The 18,813-nt window shown below is 69.6% G+C and carries 21 protein-coding genes and 2 pseudogenes; 14 read left to right on the top strand and 9 right to left on the bottom strand.

Features of this window, described 5'->3' with window-relative positions:
- Nucleotides 1-74: 74 nt before the first annotated feature.
- The 4 genes from ABZ801_RS34455 (at nucleotide 75) to ABZ801_RS34440 (ending at nucleotide 3,366) form a co-directional block, all read left to right on the top strand.
- Nucleotides 75-1,463 (top strand): MFS transporter, encoded by a 1,389-nt coding sequence (locus ABZ801_RS34455; RefSeq protein ID WP_360706124.1) that lies wholly within the window; start codon nucleotides 75-77, stop codon nucleotides 1,461-1,463.
- A 27-nt stretch (nucleotides 1,464-1,490) separates the two neighbouring features.
- Nucleotides 1,491-2,138, top strand: a complete 648-nt coding sequence (locus tag ABZ801_RS34450) for a nitroreductase family protein (protein WP_344945848.1) — start codon at nucleotides 1,491-1,493, stop codon at nucleotides 2,136-2,138.
- An 82-nt stretch (nucleotides 2,139-2,220) separates the two neighbouring features.
- The gene (locus ABZ801_RS34445) at nucleotides 2,221-2,667 is read left to right on the top strand and encodes a hypothetical protein (RefSeq protein ID WP_360706121.1); all 447 of its coding nucleotides are present in this window, start codon (nucleotides 2,221-2,223) and stop codon (nucleotides 2,665-2,667) included.
- Between the two features lie 180 nt (nucleotides 2,668-2,847).
- Nucleotides 2,848-3,366, top strand: coding sequence for a YetF domain-containing protein (locus ABZ801_RS34440; protein ID WP_360706117.1), 519 nt, complete (start codon nucleotides 2,848-2,850; stop codon nucleotides 3,364-3,366).
- A gap of 55 nt (nucleotides 3,367-3,421) precedes the next feature.
- Here the strand turns inward: ABZ801_RS34440 and ABZ801_RS34435 are convergent, their stop codons facing one another.
- The 3 genes from ABZ801_RS34435 to ABZ801_RS34425 form a co-directional block, all read right to left on the bottom strand.
- Nucleotides 3,422-3,568 (bottom strand): hypothetical protein, encoded by a 147-nt coding sequence (locus ABZ801_RS34435; protein ID WP_360706115.1) that lies wholly within the window; start codon nucleotides 3,566-3,568, stop codon nucleotides 3,422-3,424.
- 246 nt (nucleotides 3,569-3,814) lie between these two features.
- Nucleotides 3,815-4,291 carry a hypothetical protein gene (locus tag ABZ801_RS34430; protein WP_360706112.1) on the bottom strand — a complete coding sequence of 159 codons (477 nt, stop codon included), beginning with the start codon at nucleotides 4,289-4,291 and terminating at the stop codon, nucleotides 3,815-3,817.
- Nucleotides 4,292-4,325: 34 nt separating this feature from the next.
- Nucleotides 4,326-5,483, bottom strand: coding sequence for an MFS transporter (locus ABZ801_RS34425; RefSeq protein ID WP_360706109.1), 1,158 nt, complete (start codon nucleotides 5,481-5,483; stop codon nucleotides 4,326-4,328).
- Nucleotides 5,484-5,711: 228 nt separating this feature from the next.
- Here ABZ801_RS34425 and ABZ801_RS34420 point away from each other — a divergent pair, with 228 nt between their 5' ends.
- From ABZ801_RS34420 to ABZ801_RS34400, 5 genes and pseudogenes are all read left to right on the top strand, one after another.
- Entirely contained in the window at nucleotides 5,712-6,056 is a 345-nt protein-coding gene (locus ABZ801_RS34420; protein ID WP_360706106.1) for a helix-turn-helix domain-containing protein, read from the top strand.
- Nucleotides 6,057-6,252: 196 nt separating this feature from the next.
- The gene (locus ABZ801_RS34415; RefSeq protein WP_360706103.1) at nucleotides 6,253-6,537 is read left to right on the top strand and encodes a hypothetical protein; all 285 of its coding nucleotides are present in this window, start codon (nucleotides 6,253-6,255) and stop codon (nucleotides 6,535-6,537) included.
- A 13-nt stretch (nucleotides 6,538-6,550) separates the two neighbouring features.
- Nucleotides 6,551-6,952 carry a recombinase family protein gene (locus ABZ801_RS34410; protein WP_360706100.1) on the top strand — a complete coding sequence of 134 codons (402 nt, stop codon included), beginning with the start codon at nucleotides 6,551-6,553 and terminating at the stop codon, nucleotides 6,950-6,952.
- Nucleotides 6,953-7,000: 48 nt separating this feature from the next.
- The gene (locus tag ABZ801_RS34405) at nucleotides 7,001-7,312 is read left to right on the top strand and encodes an NAD(P)H-binding protein (RefSeq protein WP_344945827.1); all 312 of its coding nucleotides are present in this window, start codon (nucleotides 7,001-7,003) and stop codon (nucleotides 7,310-7,312) included.
- Between the two features lie 623 nt (nucleotides 7,313-7,935).
- Nucleotides 7,936-8,316 (top strand): annotated as a pseudogene (locus ABZ801_RS34400) (Tn3 family transposase); the annotation flags it as partial.
- A gap of 311 nt (nucleotides 8,317-8,627) precedes the next feature.
- Here the strand turns inward: ABZ801_RS34400 and ABZ801_RS34395 are convergent.
- The gene (locus ABZ801_RS34395; RefSeq protein ID WP_344945821.1) at nucleotides 8,628-8,933 is read right to left on the bottom strand and encodes a DUF1330 domain-containing protein; all 306 of its coding nucleotides are present in this window, start codon (nucleotides 8,931-8,933) and stop codon (nucleotides 8,628-8,630) included.
- 188 nt (nucleotides 8,934-9,121) lie between these two features.
- On the opposite strand from ABZ801_RS34395, the gene ABZ801_RS34390 reads away from it, so the two are divergent.
- Nucleotides 9,122-10,024, top strand: a complete 903-nt coding sequence (locus ABZ801_RS34390; protein WP_344945818.1) for a LysR family transcriptional regulator — start codon at nucleotides 9,122-9,124, stop codon at nucleotides 10,022-10,024.
- 566 nt (nucleotides 10,025-10,590) lie between these two features.
- Nucleotides 10,591-11,202 (top strand): annotated as a pseudogene (locus ABZ801_RS34385) (aldehyde dehydrogenase family protein); the annotation flags it as partial.
- Between the two features lie 135 nt (nucleotides 11,203-11,337).
- Here the strand turns inward: ABZ801_RS34385 and ABZ801_RS34380 are convergent.
- The 4 genes from ABZ801_RS34380 to ABZ801_RS34365 form a co-directional block, all read right to left on the bottom strand.
- Nucleotides 11,338-11,751, bottom strand: coding sequence for a hypothetical protein (locus ABZ801_RS34380; RefSeq protein ID WP_360706096.1), 414 nt, complete (start codon nucleotides 11,749-11,751; stop codon nucleotides 11,338-11,340).
- Entirely contained in the window at nucleotides 11,748-12,026 is a 279-nt protein-coding gene (locus ABZ801_RS34375; protein WP_360706093.1) for a hypothetical protein, read from the bottom strand. Before ABZ801_RS34375 ends, ABZ801_RS34380 begins: the two co-directional genes overlap by 4 nt.
- Nucleotides 12,027-12,558: 532 nt before the next feature.
- On the bottom strand, nucleotides 12,559-13,227 hold the full coding sequence (locus ABZ801_RS34370) for a cation transporter (RefSeq protein WP_360706090.1): 669 nt from the start codon (nucleotides 13,225-13,227) through the stop codon (nucleotides 12,559-12,561).
- Nucleotides 13,227-13,574: a metalloregulator ArsR/SmtB family transcription factor gene (locus ABZ801_RS34365; RefSeq protein ID WP_360706087.1), complete on the bottom strand. Its 348-nt coding sequence runs from the start codon at nucleotides 13,572-13,574 to the stop codon at nucleotides 13,227-13,229. The genes ABZ801_RS34370 and ABZ801_RS34365 overlap by 1 nt, the downstream gene beginning before the upstream one ends.
- Nucleotides 13,575-13,823: 249 nt before the next feature.
- On the opposite strand from ABZ801_RS34365, the gene ABZ801_RS34360 reads away from it, so the two are divergent.
- The 3 genes from ABZ801_RS34360 to ABZ801_RS34350 all read left to right on the top strand — a co-directional run bounded on the left by ABZ801_RS34360 (nucleotide 13,824) and on the right by ABZ801_RS34350 (nucleotide 17,073).
- Entirely contained in the window at nucleotides 13,824-14,648 is an 825-nt protein-coding gene (locus ABZ801_RS34360; protein WP_360706084.1) for a metalloregulator ArsR/SmtB family transcription factor, read from the top strand.
- Nucleotides 14,649-14,970: 322 nt separating this feature from the next.
- The gene (locus tag ABZ801_RS34355) at nucleotides 14,971-15,321 is read left to right on the top strand and encodes a DUF1801 domain-containing protein (protein WP_360706082.1); all 351 of its coding nucleotides are present in this window, start codon (nucleotides 14,971-14,973) and stop codon (nucleotides 15,319-15,321) included.
- 969 nt (nucleotides 15,322-16,290) lie between these two features.
- The gene (locus ABZ801_RS34350; RefSeq protein WP_360706079.1) at nucleotides 16,291-17,073 is read left to right on the top strand and encodes a DUF899 domain-containing protein; all 783 of its coding nucleotides are present in this window, start codon (nucleotides 16,291-16,293) and stop codon (nucleotides 17,071-17,073) included.
- A 562-nt stretch (nucleotides 17,074-17,635) separates the two neighbouring features.
- On the opposite strand, the gene ABZ801_RS34345 is transcribed toward ABZ801_RS34350, so the two are convergent.
- Complete coding sequence (locus ABZ801_RS34345; RefSeq protein WP_344945801.1) at nucleotides 17,636-18,493, bottom strand: SAM-dependent methyltransferase; 858 nt, start codon at nucleotides 18,491-18,493, stop codon at nucleotides 17,636-17,638.
- Between the last annotated feature and the right edge of the window lie 320 nt (nucleotides 18,494-18,813).

Genomic DNA, 18,813 nt, shown 5'->3' with positions numbered 1-18,813 from the left:
ACAGCAGATGGTTTGCGCCCCTACGGTCCATTTCGTCTGATCGCAGATTGTTTGATCGCAGATGGAGTGAGGTCATGGCGTCTTCTGACGGCCGCGGCCGCATACGGGGTCGCGAACGCGCGGCCCTGGTGCTGCTGTGCGCGGCGGTGTTCCTGGACTCGATGGACCTGTCCCTGATGGGCGTGGCACTGCCCGCCATCGGCTCGGACCTGTCCTTGCCCGAGAGCACCCTGCAGTGGTTGATGTCCGGCTATGCGGTCGCCTACGGCGGGTTCCTGCTGCTGGGCGGCCGGATGGCCGACCTGTTCGGCCGACGCCGGATGTTCCTGGTGTCACTGGCGGTGTTCGCGGCGGCGAGCCTGGTAGGCGGCCTGCTGTCGGCGGGCTGGCCGCTGGTCGCCACCCGCGTGGTCAAGGGAGTGGCGGCCGCGTTGACGGCCCCGGCCGCGCTGTCTCTGATCACCACCACCTTCGCCGAGGGGCCGCGCCGCAACCGGGCGCTGGGTGTCTACGCGCTGGCGGGCGCGACCGGCTACAGCGCCGGACTGATCGCTTCTGGTGTGCTCACCGAGGTCAACTGGCGGCTGGTGTTCTTCCTGCCTGTCCCGATCGCCCTGCTCGTCCTGGTCACCGCGCCCCTGGTGCTCCCGGCGGGGAACACGCCGAACCGGTTGGGCGGTGGCGGATTCGACCTGGCGGGCGCGGCCGCGGTCACCGGCGGCGTCCTCCTGCTGGTGTACGCGCTGACCGAGACCGACTGGCGGGCCGGAGTCGTGGCGGTGGGCCTGCTCGGTGTGTTCGTGGCCGTCGAACGCCGGCAGCGGCTCCCGCTCGTCCCGTTGGGGGTATTCCGGGTCCGGCGGACGACCGCCGCCAATCTCGCGGCGCTCGCCTGGGCATGCGCGACCATCGGCTGGCAGTTCGTCGCCGTGCTGTACCTGCAGCAGGAACTCGGCTACACCGCGCTGGCCACCGGACTGGGAATCGTCCCGATGGGCCTGGCGATCGTGGTGACCGCCAACCTGACCGGACGGCTGATCGGCCGCTGGGGCCTCGGCCGCGTCGCCGCCGCGGGGATGCTGGTGCAGGCCGCGGGCATTCTGCTGTTCCTGCGGGCCGGCAGCTCGGGCGACTACCTCACGGTGCTGCTGCCGGCGCTGCTTGTGCACGGGATCGGCAACGGCCTTTCCTTCCCCAGCCTCAACATCGCCGCGGTGGGCGGGCTGCCCGACGACCAGCAGGGACTGGCGTCCGGGCTGGTCACCTCCGCCGTCCAGATCGGCGCGGGCATCGGTGTGGCGGCCTTGGCCGCCGTCATGAGCTTGGGCGACTCCGCCCTGGCCGGTTACCGGCTGGCGTTCCTCGCGGCCGGGAGCTTCTCGCTGATCGGAGCGCTCATCGCCCACTTCGGCCTGCGCGCCCCGGCCCCGGCGGCCCCGGCCCCCGCCTCGACCGATGCCTGATCATCGTCCCTCTTGGAGAAGCCCGACATGACCTTGAACCTCACGCCCGACGAACTGCTGTCCACCACCCGCGCGGTGCGCAAGCGCCTCGACCTCACCCGGTCCGTGCCCCGCAAGCTCATCGAAGAGTGCGTCGACCTGGCCACCCAGGCACCGACCGGACGCAACCGCCAGCGCTGGCACTTCCTGGTCGTCACCGACCAGGCCCGGCGCCTGCGGATCGCGGACGTCTTCCGCCGCGCGCTCACCGCCGGAGGCGGCCGGCCGCTCACCGAACGCGACCTGCGGCGCATGTACGCCCACCCCGGTTCCATGGACCGCATCGCCGAGGGGCTGCAGTACCTGTACGACAACATCCACCGCGTGCCGGTCTTCGTCATCCCCGCCGTGGAAGGCCGCACCGACCGAGCCTCCGTCCTGGACCAGTCCATGACGTGGGGCTCGATCCTGCCTGCCGTATGGAGCTTCATGCTCGCCGCCCGCGCCCGCGGCCTGGGCACCGTATGGACCACAGCCCAAGCCCCCTACGAACGCGAACTGGCCGAAATCCTCGGCGTCCCGCACGACGAGGTGATGCTCGCGGCCTTCATTCCGCTGGCCTACACCATCGGAACCGATTTCAAGCCCGCCCGTCGGATCCCCCGCGAGCAGATCCTGCACTGGGAGCACTGGTGACCACGCCAACCCTGCCCGTCGAAGTATCTCGGCCGTCGACCCGCATACTCCCGAGGCGGTTCATCGAGTCCGGGACGCATGGTTGGCGCTCGTCAGCTCAGTGGTCGGTGGCCTCGGAATGGAGGCGGCCTTCTGCCTGAAGCTGATCTCCTCACCGCTGACGGAAGATATCCGTCGATATGGGGGGCATGGCACACCGTCCCGCGGCGCCGCGCCGAACACTGAGGAGGCCGATCGTCGTTTACACGATCACGGCCAGGGCGCTTTCGGGCCGATGTCGGTGGTGGCGCCGGTTCCAGGGGGCGCCGACGACGATGTCGGTGCGGCACAGGACGGGGTCGACAGCGGCGTGAACGGGCCGTCCTGCGCGGGGAAACAGCGACGCGACTCGCAGGACATGCGCAACCCCCGCCACCGCGTCGGCCCCGCTGTCGTGGCCGGTCGGGTAGGCGCTGACCATCTCCAGCCGCCCGTCCGGACCGGCGCGGGCAGGTCGCAGGTGAGCGGCGCGCACGCCGGTGTGGCATGACGGTCGGCGGCCGTGGACGTTCAGCGGACGCGGCGGCGGCCCCCCTCCACGGCGCCCAGGTGAGTCAGGGCCGAGTGCCGTAGCTGATGGAGCGTCCACCCGCCTGCGTGCGGATCGAGTGCGGGCGAGGCGGTCGTGAACAGGTACCTCCGCGTGCGGATGCGACGTAGATGGGGCGGTATGGACTGGCAGTCGATCTTTGCTCCAAGCGTCCCGCTGCTGGAGGGGTTCGTGCGTGGCACGGTGACCTTTCTCGTGCTGCTTGTTCTCATGCGGCTGGTCGGGCAGCGCGAAGCGGGTGGCTTGGGGATCACGGACGTGTTGCTGGTCGTCCTGGTCGCCGAGGCCGCAGCGGCCGGTCTGCACGGTGAGGCCGAGTCGGTTACCGACGGTGTGGTACTGGTGTCCACGATCCTCTTCTGGAGTGTGGCGGTTGACGCCGTCGCCTATCGGTTCCCTCGGGTCGGGGCGCTGCTGAAGGCCCGGCCCAGGGCGCTGATCGAGAACGGCATGCTGAACCGCAAGGTGATGCTGCGGGAGTTCATGACGCCCGAGGAGGTCCCGTCGCATCTGCGGTTGCACGGCATCGAGGACATCGCCGTGGTCGACCGCGCGTACATCGAACCGAACGGCATGATCAGCGTGGTCCGTCGAGACCGCGGGGAGACCGAGCCGGTCGAGCCTCCCGAATCCCTGTGAGGCCGAGCAGGAGGCGGCCCCGCGGTCCCGCTGGCCGGTGCCCCGGCCCCCTACCTCAAGTGCTGGAGGAAGACCAGCTCGAAGTCGCGTGCTGCCTGGTTGTGGGGGAGTCGGGGTGGTTGCGGGCGGAGGCGGTTGCTGGGATGGGGCTGGCGAAGATCCAGCGGAATTCGGCGGGGTGGGTGGTGGCCCAGGCGCGCATGGCGCGGCAGGTGGCCAGCAGCCCGTTCGGCGAGTGAGCCGGTGGCGCGAGCGGTCTCCATGGCCACGGTCAGCTCGCACGAGCGGGGCTCGCAGGGGTCAGGCCTGCTCACCCCGGCCGACCGGCGCGGCCTGACCCCGCTGTTCTGGCAGCACATTCGCCCATACGGCGCGAGGTGGGGCTGGACATGGGCTTCCGGTTGGAGATCAGCGGTACCGACCTGGGCGGACCGGGCTGAGGCGAGGACTACTCGGTGAAGGCGAGCGCCCTCAGCCGGGCTGTGTGCCCAGGGAGGTGTTCGGTCGCCCGTAGACGGATCAGGCCGCTCCAGGACAGCTGCTGGTCGGGGACGGGTTGGCCGTCGCGGCTGACCAGGCGAAGCTGAACCAAGGTGGCGGCGGCGTGGTCGGGGATCGCCTTGATCACGGTGCTGAGGTCGGTTGCGTTACGGCGTATCAGGTCGACGCGCTGGGCGTGGGTGGTGGAGGCGACCAAGGAGTCGATGGCGGTGTCGTCCATGGCCTGGCGGTTGTCGATGGTGACGGGCAGGCCGGCGAGTACGTCGCGTGCTGCGGCGGTGAGGATGCGGTCGCTGAGCACGAGGTGGCTCAAGGTCCAATCAACGGCAGAGCGTGCGGGCGCGGCGAGTGCGGCGGTATCGCTGATCGCTTCGGCTGCGGTGAGCAGGTCGCGGTAGGCCGCGTCGAGTGCGGTGGCGTCCATGGCTTTCCTTGGGGATGGTCGCGGTGGCGTGATTTCAGTCAGTGCCGGTATTGGGGGCAGATGGGATAGGCGAGATGCTGCGACGTGCTCGGGCGAGGACAAGCAGCATCACCAGGCACAGCAGCGCCGCGAAGCCGGCGAAGTACTGCACGGCGGCAAGAAGGCCGGCCACGGTGGCGAGGAAGCCGACACCGATGACGGGCAGGCCGACGCCGAGATAGATGATCACGTAGAAGCTGGAGAGCACGTCGGCGTGGCGGTCGGCGGGGGCGGCTTGGTTGACTGCGGTGAGGCCGCCGAGGAACGCCAGGCCCTGGCCGGTGCCTGCGATGACGGTCGCGGCGAGCAAAAGGATCAGCGAGGAGAACGCGCCGGCGAGGGCGAGCAGTACGAGTCCGGTGGCCAGCAGCGGCAGGCCGACCATCTCCAGCGCCCGGGCCGGTCTGCCGTAGCCGAGGAGTTGGGCGAGCGCGGAGCAGAGCAGCATCAGTGCCACGGCCGCGCCGCCCAGCAGCAGGTTCGTGCTGCCTGACAGGGTGGCGACGTACGTGGGGACGAGGGTGAGGAACAACCCGATCACCGCGAACGCGAGGAAGCTGGCCGTCCCACTGGTGGCGAACACCGCTCGCATGTCAGCGGGAATCTCGGGCCGGCGAGGGCGCCACCGGGTCCTGGAGCGTGTCGACGGCAGCGTGATGACGGTTGCCAACGCGGGCGCCAGCAGCACGATCTCCACCACGAACGGCAGCACATGCGGTGCGGGAGCGTACTGGGCGAGCACGCCGGCCAGCACCGGCCCAAGTCCCAGGCCGCCCACGGAGGCCACGGTGGACACCAGCGCCGCCTTGCGCCGGTTTCCGCTGGGTTCCAGTTCTGTCAGCGCCGCGGTCAACGGCCCCGATGCCGCGCCGAGCGCGAGGCCCTGCAGGATACGGGCGGCGAACAGCCACTCCGTGCCCGCGGCGAGGGCGAACACCAGCGATCCCAGCGCGGCCAGAGCCACTGCCGGCAGCAGCACGCTGCGGCGGCCGACCGCGTCCGACAGCGTGCCCGCCACCAGCAGTGAGGGGATCAGCACAGCCACGTACGCGGCGAAGATCAGCGTGACCATCAACGGCGAGAACCCGTATTCGGCCTCGTAGCCCCGATACAACGGCGTCGGCAGATTCGTGCCGGTGAGCAGTATCAGCAACGCGTAAGCCGCAGCCCAAAATCGCCATCGCCCTGCCGGGGCAGGCTTCGTGTCCGGGTCCGTGTTCAGCGTGCTGGGACGTGCACCTGGACTGTAGTGGTGCGGTGGCGTCCCCCTGGGGGCGGCGGCGGAGCGTTCGATCGGCATTCGTCCCTCCGGATCATGTTCGGAGTTCCCGAACATAGCAGATGTTCGAGAACGCCGAACATGTTTGGCTATCCTGGAGGCATGGCCAGCCGTACCGCGACCGATCTCATCCACCCCGACCGCGCCCAACTGCGGTTCACCACCGTGCTGGCCGCCCTCAGCGACCCGGTCCGACTGGCCATCGTCGCCCGGCTCGCCGACGTCGAGCCCGACGGTGAACTGGCATGCACCACGTTCGCTCTGCCGGTCAGTAAGTCCACCCAGAGCGGCCACTTCAAGGTCCTCAGAGAAGCCGGCGTGATTCGCCAGCGGGACGAGGGAACCCGGCGACTGAACCGGCTGCGCCGAGACGATCTCGACGCCCGCTTCCCCGGCCTCCTCGACCTCGCCATCCCGCAAGGACACGAAGTGATCGCCAACTGGTGACCCGAAGGCCGGTCAGCCGAGACACCGACGAGACCGACAGCCGGACCTGCTGAGGGTTGTTCGTTTGGGAATCGGTCCGCGAGAAGGATCGGACCGGATTTTGGCGGTAGCGGGTTGAGGGCCGCGTTCGGTGCGGGCGTTCATCTAGCGACCGCTTGACGAACGAAAGGCGGCCCGCTGTGGCGCTCATCGGTCTGTGGTCCGGGTCAGCCCCCACAGGCAGAAGACTCAGCGGCAACTCCGCGAGGTGTACGCGGAGGAGCAGCGCCGGCTGGCGGTCGTGGTGCGGCGGGCGTTCTCCGCCGAGGCCGATGGGTGGGAGAGGATCCTGGCGGGCTGTGCGGCCATGCTGGAGGCCACCCTCGAACCCGGGGTGCGGCGGATCACGCTGGTGGAGGCGCCCGCGGCGCTGGGCTGGACGGACATGCGCGACATCCAGGCCGGGTGCAAGGAGCAGTTGCCGAGGGGCTGGGCATCATGACGCCCTGGATCCGATGTGCCTGAAGGTGTTCGAGGAGAAGACCAGCGGCAAGCTCGCCACCCAGAAGCGGCCCGCGCTGCTGGAAGCGCTGTCGCACCCGCGACGGGACATGCTGACCGTCCAGGAGGTCGACCGCCTCGACCGCGACCTCCTTGAGTGGTTGATCGCCCTCAACGACCTGTTCCAGGGCGGCATTGCGGTCAAGGTGCTGGAGGGCATCGCAGCCGGCGAGCACACCGAGCGTTCCCTGGTCCTGGCCCTGGCAGAGGACCGGCGCCGCGACGTCGTCCGCAAGACCAAGGACGGCCTGGAGGCGGTCCGCCACCCGCAGACGCCCCCACTGATCATCCCCGCCTCGCTCCTGGAGGAGCGGCCCTCAACGGCACCCCCAGCGGTGACGGTCGACCCCAAGTGATCTTGAGGTTCTAGCGTCGTGGCGTTGTCCGATGACGGAAGGAACGCTATGACCATCCTGGTCACCGGAGCCACCGGAAACGTGGGCCGTCACGTGGTCGAAGAGCTGCTCGGCGGGGGCCACAAGGTCCGGGCCCTCACTCGTGACCCCGCTCGTGCCCTCGTGCCTGCAGGTGTGGAAGTGGCAGCCGGGGATCTCGCGGTGCCCGACAGCCTGGCATCCGCGCTGGAGGGCGTGACCGCCATGCACCCTGATCACCTTCGACGGCGGGGACGGCGCTCCGCTGCGCACCGGCCCGCAGATCGCGCGGCTGGCGGCCAAAGCGGGCGTCCGGCAGGTGACGATGCTGTGGAGCGGTGAGCCGGGCCCGGTCGAGGACGCCGTGGCGGCCGAAGGGCTGGCGTGGACCACGCTCCAGCCGCAGGAGTTCATGTCCAACGCCCTGCTGTGGACCGACTCGGTCAGGGACGAGGGCGTGGTGCGCGAGCCGTTCGGCGCCACCCGCAGCGCGATGATCGGTGAGGCCGACATCGGCGCCGTGGCCGCCAGGACGCTCACCGAGGACGACCACGCAGGCAGGGAGTACGTGATGACCGGGCCCGAGGTCCTGGACATGCCGCAGAAGCTGGCCGTTCTGAGTGGGGCCCTGGACCGCGAGATTCGGTTCGTGGAGCTGACCGAGGAGCAGGCGCGAGCGGATGCGCCAGGCGGGCGCTTCCCAGGAGGCCATCGATCATGTCGTCGGCTGGTACGCCGACCCGCCCGAAGAGGCGTACACAGTGACCGACACGGTCGAACAAATCCTCGGACGCCCCGCTCGCACCTTCGAACAGTGGGCGCGAGAGCACGCCGACGCCTTTCGTTAATCACAGGGCCTAAGGCGGCCACGAGGTTTTCGTAGTTGTCCCATGGCACCTGGGTGTGCTGAACAAGGAAGCGTCTACCGGGCGGGTGGGCGGTCAAGGGACACGGCATAGGCGGGGATGAATGACACCGCGGTGGTCGCCGACGGCACCCAGGTGGAGACCTACATCGACAATCTCCTCGCGGAGACATCCATCCGGCACGGGGCGTCGGGGGGATCGCCCACCACCACGTCTCTGACACCTACGTGGCGTTGTTCTCCCGGTTCATCCTGTTGCGGGGCGTGGGAGGCGGTGCACGTGATCGAGGGAACGAGTCCGACATCCAGCCCGCCACCCGTGCACGCCGACACCCAAGGCCAGTCGGCGCCGGTGTTCACCCTGACCGCGCTGTTCGGTTTCGACCTGATGCCGCGCATCCGCGACTTTAAGGACCTGGTGTTCTTCCGGGCGTCCGAGCACCTGGTCTATCCGCACATCGACGAGCGGTTCGGCGAACACGCCGCCGCCGACGGCGGCGGACGCAACGTGATCGACTGGAAGCTGATCGAACGGCATTTGGCGCGACCTGATGCCGGTGGCCATCTCCATCAGCGAGGGCCGGTTGAGCTCGGCGACGCTGATGCGCCGGCTGCGGGGGGGGGGGAGTGGGGCCGGTGCCGCTGGTGTGGCTGCCGCGGGACGGCCAGGTCGTGGCCAAGCTCCCGCCGCGCAAGGGCAACACGAGCACCCACGAACCCCGCCACACCAGCAGCCGCACCAGCGAAAACCCAAAATGGTGGATCTTCAGTGAAGATCCGACTGGACCTCGGTCAGTCGATGCCTTCGACGATGCGGAAGTCGCGCTCGAAGCCGTCGGGGAGAGCCACCAGCGCCTTCTGGTATGCCTCGCTCTCGTATGCCGCGACGGCCTGTTCAAAGCTGTCGAACTCGATCAGAACGACGCGTTGCGTGATTCCGGCCTCGTGGGCGACGACTCGACCGCCACGGGACGGGAGGAGGGACAGGTTGCGCCCGCCCCCAGCCTGGACAGCCGGACCGGCCAGCTTGTCGTAGGCAGCCAGCCTCTCAGGGTCGGAAATGGCGGGGTAGACACTGACCCAGTAGCCCTTAGCCATGGAAACCTCCTGTGTTCGGCCGGACACGTCCGACTTCGAATTGACACTCAGATCGATCGATCCCGGCGACGGGTACTGCGGCCGGTTGAATCGTCATATGCGCAGGTTAGGGCTTGATGTGCGGTCGAGGGAAAGACCGGTACGGGATAGACTCAGAACGGATCGTTATCAATCGGCAGGGAGGGCACGTGGCGCCGGATACGGTGAGCCTGCGGTACTTCCTGGTGCTGGCGCAGGAGTTGAACTTCACCCGCGCGGCCGCACGGATCGGTATCGCACAGCCCGCACTCAGCGCCCGGATGCGCCGATTGGAGGCGGAACTCGGTACGGCCCTGCTGGTCCGCAACACGCGTAGCGTCGTATTGACCACGGCCGGTGCGGCTTTGGCGGAGTCCGCGCCGCCCGCGCTGGCGGCGCTGGACCGGGCATGGGACACCGCCCGGAGCGCGGCGGCCGGTGAACTGGGCACGCTGCGCATCGGATACAGCCTCAGCGCCGGGGCCGAGACGGCACCGGCCCTGGTGGACAGGCTGATTCGCGGCAACAGCGGACTCGAGGTCGGCGCGGTCCCAATGGCGACACCGGAGATCTCCCCAGCGGTCGCCGACGGCCGCATCGATGCCGGGATCACCCGCGGTGAACAGCCGGGCCGTGGCGTGCGCCGGTTCCTGCTGCGGCGTGAGCGCGTCGGGGTCCAGCTGGCGCAGCACCATCCGCTGGCCGAACACCCGGAGATCGAGATCGCCGACGCGGCCGCGTATCCGCTGCGCCTCCCGGACCGTGCGGCCAACCCCGTGATCCACGATCAGCTGTCCGCACTGTTCCGAGACACCCGACCGCACCCCCGGTTCCACACGCCCGCAGTCTCTTTCGACATGTCTCAGCGCGACCTGCGCGACGGGGTCACCCTCGCCCCGGCCGGAGAAGCCGCGGTCACGGCACAACCGGCCGGTCTCACCTGGCGACCGCTGCGGGGCGCGCCCAGCCTGACGATCCACCTGGTCCTCCCACGCGAGCAGTCGCCGCTACACCGCCGCATCCGTGCCGTCGCCAAAACCCTGGCGCACGAGCTGCACTGGCTGCCGGACTGACGCGCAAGAGGTCAAGCGAGACGGACGCCTGCGGTGGCGAGGCCGAAGACCTTGCGCCCGGCGGACTTCGCGGTGATGACGAAGGCGGTCTTGCTGAATGTCCGACACGACCTCGCCACGCCGGCGGATCAGCATCCGATGATGGCCCCGGGTCCGGTCCGAGTCGTACACCGCGGCGACGTCCTCGCCCAGCCCGAGATCTCGGCGGATACCGCGCCTTCGCCGACGCCGGACAAGCACGGGTAACCGGCGGGAACGCCCGCCGTCAACGGCATCCATGACGTCGGTCAATGCTTAACGCCAACCACTGTTCCATTGCTCCCCGAGGCCGTGGTCACCCTGGCCGCTCTCGCCTCGCTGCGCGCAAGCCGCCGCGCCGGCCGCCGTGCCGTCGAGCCGCTCAGCCCGCACCACGACCTCCCGCCCTGCCCCGGCGGAGCTCCCGTTCTCGCCCGGCACTGAACCCCTTCTCTAGGAGCTGACATGACCATCGAGCGACTGTTGCTCATCGACGGCAAGGACGTCCCGGCCCAGTCCGGTCGTACGGCCGACGACATCGCCCCTACACCGGCGAGCTCTACGCACGCGTCGCGGCGGGCGGCCCCGAGGATATTCGGGCGGCGGTCGACGCCGCGCAGGAAGCCTTTCCCGGCTGGGCGGCGACACCACTGGCCGCGCGCCGCGCGCTGCTGATCAGGGCCGCCGACCTGCTGGAGTCGCGGCTGGCCGAGTTCACGCAGGTGATGGTGCGAGAGACGGGCGGCACGCGTTCCTGGGCGCGGGTCAACGTCATGGTGGCCGCCGACCAGATGCGGCACGCCGCGACCACCGCCACGGCACCGGCCGGGGAACTGGCCGCGACCGACCGGCCCGGGCAGTGGTCCATGGCGGTGCGTTCGCCCGCCGGGGTGGTGGCCGCGATCGTCCCGTGGAACGCACCGCTCGTCCTGTGCGCCCGCGCGGTCATGGTGGCGCTGGCGGTCGGCGACACCGTGGTGCTGCGGCCCGTCGCCGCGCCCCAGCCTGCGGTCCCGCCCCGACCGACATCCCCGCTGTCCGCGACGAGCAGCCGCCGACCACCCCGGCCGACACCGACCAGGACACCGAGGTGGCTGGACCGGAGGCGTACGTGCGCCTGCCGATCGACCCGTCCGAGCCGATGGCGGTCTGGTTGGTGATCGTTTAGGTCCCGTCGCGCCAGGGGAGCCGACGCGACGGGGCCGGCTCACCCCGGAACGCCCACCGACTTGAGGAAACCCACCCGGGCCGACGGCGAGGCGCTCCATGGCGAACCCCAGACCGCCGCCTCATGATCACCAACTGCAACTACACAGAGTTACTTTGGGGCTGGTCGCACGGACCCGAGCGAAGGGCCTACAGCAGGTGTCTCCGCGCCGGGCGATGCGGATCACGTGGCCGGACGCTGCGCGGCGGTCACGCTGCTGGACGGCGTCGCCGAGGTCGTAGCGCAGGATCGGCTGGAGGCGGTTGGCCAGGTTGGTCAGCAGCACCGTGTGGGAGGGGCGGCCGGGTGGTACCGGCCGATACTGCTCGTCGACGGGTTCGAGGATGGCCCAGTCGGCGTTGAGGTGCATCCAGCCCTGTTCGCAGCCGTAGGACAGGAACGGGCACTCGTTGGCGGCGTAGCTGGTGCGCACCTTGGTGTTCAGGGCGGCCGCGATGCGGGCGTACTCCGGCAGTGGCAGGCCTTCGGCGCTGAGCGTCACCAGGGCGGGGGCGATGCGTAGCCGTCCCGGCCGGCCAGCAGCGCGCCGATGCTGGCGTAGGGGGCCAGCACCGCCGGACGGAAGACGTTGAGCTGGGCGACCAGCTCATCCATCGGCTGCTGCACGCTGAAGGAGGCGATGCGGGACCGGCCGCGCAGCCGGGCGGCGGCCACGGTGGAGGCGAAGTGCCCGCCGACCGGCGCCACCAGCGCCATCCGCCCGCTGCCGCGCACGATGCGCGCCACGTCCCCGGCGTTCAGCCAGGTGAGCAGCATGCGCGCCATCATCGCGCCGGTCACCGCGGCCGCGCGGTCGTCTTGCAGGAAGATGCCGTGCGTGCCGGTGGTGCCGGAGGTGGTGGTCAGCGTGTAGCGGCCGGCGAACGGCTCTCCGATGCGCGCGGGGTCGTCGGCGAACGCCCTGGCCTGGGCGAGGGGTGACCGCGGGGTCGGTGACCCAGTCGTCGAAGGCGGCCATCAGCTCGCTCTTGCGGGTGACGGGCAGGTCGGCCAGGTCTGCCGCCCCGTGAGCCAGGTCGGTAGGCAGGTCCTGGTACAGGTGCCGGTAGTAGGGCGAGCGGGTGCGCGCCCAGGCCACGAGTCCGGCCAGGCGAGCTTGCTGCCGGGAGGCCATGGCCTGTTCGCCGCCCGCCTTGGCGCGGCGGGCGCCGGCCAGCATCCGCACTGTCGAGACCTTCACCGCTTGTGTTCTCCTTCTGTGTGGCTGGCGGCGTTTGTCCTGATCGTTGTGTCGATGCTCACGACGGCGGGGGCGTCGCTCTGGCAGCAGCCGTCGGCGCAGCCACCGTCATTCGCCGTGGCAGCGCCCTCGTTGGTGGGGGCGAGGGCAGCAGGCATCCCCACGCCAGGCGTCGCGGCCTTCCTTGACCGCGACGGCGGCGATGACCAGCGCGACGATCGGGTCGGCCCAGGACCAGCCGAGCAGGCTGTTGAGCGCCAGGCCCACCAGCAGCACCGCCGACAGGTAGGTGCACAACAGCGTCTGCTTGGAGTCGGCCACCGCGGTCGCCGAACCCAGCTCGCGGCCGGCGCGGCGCTGGGCGTAGGACAACCCGGGCATGATCGCCAGGGAGAGGGCGGCCAGCACCAGCCCGGACGCCGAATGCTCGGCCTCACCGGAGCCGAGCAGAGTACGCACCGAGTCGGCGGTCACGTAGGCGGCCAGCACGAAGAACGAGATCGCGATGATCCGCAGCGCGGTCTTCTCCCGCCGCTCGATCACCTGCGGATCGCGCGCGGCGAACTGCCAGGCGACCGCGGCGGCCGAGGCGACCTCGATCATCGAGTCCAGCCCGAAGGCCACCAGCGCGCCGGAGGAGGCCAGCGTCCCGGCGGTGGTCGCGACGATTCCCTCGATCACGTTGTAGGTGATGGTGGCCGCCACCAGCCACCGCACCCGGCGGGCCAGCACCGCCCGCCGGGTCGGCCCCGGCCCCAGTGACAGCTCGACGGCCATCAGCAGCAGCCTTCCCGCTCGGCATCCGGGCAGGTGGCCTCGGCGGCCACCGCCACCACGGCGGTGCGCACGTCCTCCAGGGCGTGGCCCAGCCGGGCGTCGGCCAGCTCGTAACGGACCCGGCGGCCCTCGGGGACGGCGACCACCAGGCCGCAGTCACGCAGGCATGCCAGATGGTTCGACAGCCGCGTCCGGGAGATGGCCAGCGCCTCGGCCAGGTCGGCCGGATACGCGGGGCATCGGCGCAACGCCAGCAGGATGCGGCACCGGATCGGGTCGGCCAGCGCCCGGCCGAACCGGGTCAGGGCGTCCAACTCGGTGGCCAGCTGCGCAGTCGGCTCGGTCACAACGCCACCGGCCACGCCCGGGGCCGGATCAGGACTCACATCGGAGGAAGGGCTCGACATGGATACCACGGTACACAAATTCTTGAATTCACAAACCTATGAACTATCCGTAGGCGTCCATCATGGTCCCCGCGCCCCCATGCCCCGCACCCCTACGCGCCGTCTACACAGTCGAGTGGCTTGGCTGGGGTTGACCTGGGTGTTCGTCCCATCCTTGCATGTGACCTTTTGGTCACATAATTTGCGGACGTGACCGATGACGACCTTGCGTTCAAGGCGCTCGCCGATCCGACTCGGCGATTCCTGCTCGACCTGCTGTTCGCCCGGGACGGGCGCACGCTGGGTGAACTCGAATCGCAGGTGGCGATGACCCGGTTCGGCGTCGCCAAGCATCTGCGGGTGCTGGAGGACGCTGGCCTGGTGGTCACCCGTCGTTCGGGCCGGGAGAAGCTGCACTTCCTCAACCCGGTGCCGATCCGGTTGATCCACGACCGGTGGATCGACAAGTACACCGAGCAATCCGCGGCGGCGCTCGCCGACCTCAAGAGAGAACTGGAGCAGCAGGCCATGGCCACGACCACCGACACGGGTAGCGGCACAGTCGAGGGCGACGCCGTCGTGCAGGTCTACCGGGTGTACATCAGGGCGACACCGGAGGCGATCTGGGACGCCATCACCAAGCCGGAATGGACCGAGAAGTTCGGTTTCCGGTCACCGGTGGAGTACGACCTTCGTCCCGGCGGCACGTTCCGCGCCATGGCCAGCGACGCCATGAAGCAGCACGGCGCCCCGGACGTCGTGCTCGACGGTGAGGTCATCGAGGCGGACCCGCCCCGACGGCTCGTGCAGACCTGGCGGGCGCTGTTCATGGGAGAAGGGTTCACCCGGCTCACGTACGAGATCGAAGAAGACGGCAGCGGGGTCTGCACGCTCACCGTCACCCACGATGTCACGGGCGCGCCTCAGACCGCGGCGCAGGGAGCCGGTCAGATTCCCCAGGCGGGCGGCGGATGGAACCAGGTGCTCAGCGACCTGAAGACCCTGCTGGAGACCGGTCAGTCCCTCTACAACTGACCTGCACCGCGTCGCCCGTGGCCGGAGCGCACCAGGGCAACCTCCTGGTTCATCGGCACTGAGGGCCGAGCTTGATCGGGATGGGCATCCTTCGGGGTGATCCAGTGGATACCCACCTGGCACTCTCCGGTGGCGGCCCGCTGCAGGCCGGCCGGCATGGCGCGCTTTACGGCTTCGGCCCCCAGGGCGGCGCTTCACCCTGAGTCGGCCTGCCCGGCGCCTCGCCGGCGCTATGCCCACCGCTTCCCACGGCTCTGTGCGGAGAGCCACCGACTGCTGACGGATGAAACGCCCCCCGCCGTTACCAATGAATGGAGAGACCGTGAGTGACCAGGCCGTCGACGAGTACGTCAAGAATCGGGTCGCGCCCGTCCACCTGCCCACCGTCGCCGCCCTTCGCGAACTGATGAAGCAGCACGCCCCCAACGCCCGCGAGGTCATCGCGTACGGATCCCCGGCCTGGCGGGGGAATAAGAACCTGGCGATCATCAGCGCCAGCAAGACCCACATCACCCTGGCCTTCGACCGGGGCGCCGAGTTCACCGACGCCCACGGCCTGCTGGACGGCGTCGGCAAGAAGACCCGGCACGTCAAGATCAAGAAGCCCGAGGACATCCGGCCCGATGCCCTGCGCGACTACATCAACCAGGCCGTCGCGCTGGACCAGCAGTAACGTCGCCGTCGCTCGCGGGCAAGACGTCGGCGCACTCGACCTGATGGATGGAGAATCCGTCTGCGCAGGCCATGCATTCTCCTCGCTGAGGGCGCGTGGGGCGGTGAAGTCGTCCGTGCGCTTCACGCTGCTGATTCCCTCGGCCTGCCGCCGTGCCAAACCGTGTAGTTGGCACAGCGGCAGGCCGCAGGCTTGCGCGCGGGGTTCGGGCTTGGCCATGGACGCGCACCGGGGCGGAGCTCTGGGCCACGGCCCTGTGCCGGCGTCGGGGCTGGTCACTCCTGAGCTTGGATGCCGAGTTCGGTGCGCGGTCGGCGTCCCCGGCGGTCGATCTCGTCGCGGGTGGGGCGGATCGCATCGACGCCCTGCCCGGAGGGGGCGTCCCGCTTCCAGTCCGCGCACGTAGTGGCGGCCGTCGTCGGTGCCGATGACGGCCGTGGCCTTGAAGCCGGTCAGCCGCCGTCCCCCGGCCAGGAACTCCACCCGCCATTCCTCGCCGGAGGTGAGGGCGACCGCGTCGTCGTCCACGGTCACCGTTGCGGCGACGTCGGGGGCGGCGGCCACAGGTACCGCTTGCCGGGGAAGTACGGGCAGGCGTCTCCGCTCCCATGGCGATCATCACGTGGAGGACCGCACCGCCTCGGCTGTGAGGACCGTCTCCGCAGAGATGTCGACACCGAACTCTCATGGCCTCCGCCACGGCCGGGTTCATGGCGTCGGCGGGGGCGGATCTGGCGGAACGGACCTGGACCTTTGTGCGGAAGGCGGCCGGGCCAGCCGGCATTGTGCACGCGCACGAACAGCGCGGAGGGGACAGACGAGGCGGCGGGCATCGTTTGTGAAGTCGTCAGCCCGACCGTGCAGGCTCGGCCGAGGGCGCTCCTGCCGCGGTGAGTTCCGGCCGTGTCGCGAGTCTGTTCTGGTGAGCGTCCTACGACGCTGCCCGGCTGGAGACACCCGGAGGACACCATGACGACCACGCCGAATGACCCGGCCGCCGCGCTGCCCGGTCGCCCGCCCGTCGTTGACCTGGCCACCTGGCAGGCGGCGCGTGACGAGCTTCTGGTCCGAGAGAAGGCCCACACCCGCGAAGGCGATGCCATCGCCGCGGCACGCCGCCGGCTGCCGATGGTGGAATTCGACGGGACGGTCGAGGTCATCGGACCCGACGGCCCGGTCCCCTTCCTGGACCTGTTCCAGGGCCGCGACGAGCTCGTGGTCTACAAGCACATGTGGTACGACGGCGCACCGCATCAGGGGCAGTGCGAGGGCTGCACCACCACGGCCTGGCACCTGAAGGACGCGGTCTACCTCAACGCCCGCGGCGTCTCGTTCGCCATCGTGACCACGGGCCGGTGGGACGAGGTGGCCTCCTACGTCGAGTTCATGGGCTACACCCAGCCCTGGTACTCGGTGCGCGACGTGGACGCGCCGGTCGGCGGCAGCATGGGTTACATCACCTGCTTCCTGCGCGACGGCGACCGCGTGTTCCTCACCTACTCCACGACGGGTCGTGGCAACGAGCCGGTCAACGGGTCCCTCGGCCTGCTCGACATGACGCCCTACGGCCGCGGCGAGGCGTGGGAGGACAATCCCGAGGGCTGGCCCGAGGGGCACAGCTCGTGCTGGTTCTGGCGCTCGGATGCGGACGGGAACGCCACCTGGGGCCCGACCAGCCGCCCCGTGCCGCAGTGGACCCGCCCCGGGGCGATCCCCGTGGAGACCCTCGGCCGGCACGGCCACCACCACTGACCCGCCGTCTCAAAAAGTGTCGTGTGCCGGGCGGAACCCCCGGACGACGCGAACGCCCCCGCGCGCAGCCAGCGGCGCAGGTGCGGGTAACGGTCAGAGCCGCCTTCCTTCATGGCGACGATTTTTGTCTCGGCAACGCTGTCGGTGCGCGTCTGAATACCGTGCGCCGTCACCGGCCCTTGAAGACCGCCTCACTGAAATCCGTGCGAACCCCGCGCAGTCGCAATGTCACTCACAGGTGACCACGGGTGTGCGGAGTTTCTCTGTGAAGGGCGTGGGGGGAGAAGGTGGCTGCTCCAAAGATTCTGGCCGTTGATCCGGCACCTCAAATATGCAGGACGACGGTGAAGGTGACTTCGCCGCAATGATTTGTGAACAAGAGGCCAGGATGGATGGGCGTTCCTCAAGTGCGTTGGGATTTGGGTGAGTCAGACGGATCCCGTCGAGCGTGGGTGCGGCGTCTGGGCTGCCAAGAGGTGCACGGAAATCATTCGAGCAGCCGGTCTTGAGTCTTCGCCATGGCCGAACGTGCGCGGTGTCGGCTGGAGCCGGCGCTCCGAAGTCACTGGGTCGGGGTCCGCTTGCGCAGGACGCCTCCGTATTCGTACACCTTCGGGTTGAGCTTCGACGCGCCTTCGTACTGGGCGATCTCGGCGGGCACGGGAGGCAGGGGAGGCTGCAGGTCCATGGGGCGCCACTCCGCCAGGTTCACCAGCCCCGGCTCCACCGGCTCCAGGTCGGACAGCAGCTGGTCCACTTCGTCGGGGGTGCGGGTCTGCCAGGGGATGCCCGCGGCGGTGACGCGTTCGGTCATCAGCGCACCCTCCGCCGGGTCTTCGCACACCACCTGGGAGAACGTGAGGTGACTCCCGGCGGCGGCCCGGTCGAGGATCGTGGTCAGGATGCGGCGCGGGTCGAACTCGTCGGGCAGGTGGTGGCCGACGGACAAGAACAGCACCCCGACGGGCTCGTCGAAGTCGATGAGCCGCTGGACGTCCGGGTGGTTCAGGATCTCGTCCTGGTCGCGCATGTCGGCGGTGATCACGGTGGTGGCGTCGTTGTCGGCCAGCAGTGCGCGGCCGTGCACCAGCACGATCGGGTCGATGTCCACGTACACGACGCGGGATTCGGGTGCGATGCCCTGCGCGACCTGGTGGACGTTGTTGTCGGTGGGAAGTCCGCAGCCCATGTCGATGAACTGCCGGATCCCGGCCTCACGGGTCAGGTACCGGACGGCGCGGTACAGGAAGAGCCGGTTCTGCCGGGTGATGTCCAAGCCCGCCGGGAAATGCTGGAGTTGCGCCTTGATGAACTCCCGGTCGACTTCGTAGTTGTCCTTGCCGCCCAGCAGCCACCCGTACGCCCGCGCCGAGGTCGGCACGTCGCTCGAGATGCCGGGCAGAATCTGCTCTTCAGCCACTGCGCACTCCGTATTGAGCATCGTGGGACTCGAATGTCTTCCAGAACGGTACTCCGTCCGGCCGAAGTTCGTGATCTTGTGGAGCGATTCCGGTGTGCAGTGGGCCACTCTTCCGGGCTGGGGAATCGATACCGAGCGGTGGTGAAGTGCCCCACCGCCGCCTCTCCCAGGGCTCGCCGACGGCGACGATCGCCGGGCACGCCTGTCCCACGTGCAGGCCGCGGGTACGGCGTTGGGGCGTGAGGGGCGGGGGAGTCGTTAGGGTGGGCGTCCGTGGAGGAGGTTGCGATCACCGTTGCGGGGGCGCGGGAGCCCGCTCT

The organism is Actinomadura sp. NPDC047616 (genome assembly GCF_040642915.1).
Taxonomy (GTDB): domain Bacteria; phylum Actinomycetota; class Actinomycetes; order Streptosporangiales; family Streptosporangiaceae; genus Spirillospora; species Spirillospora miaoliensis.
Note: the sequence above shows the minus strand (reverse complement) of the source record. Positions and strands in the feature narration are given on the sequence as shown.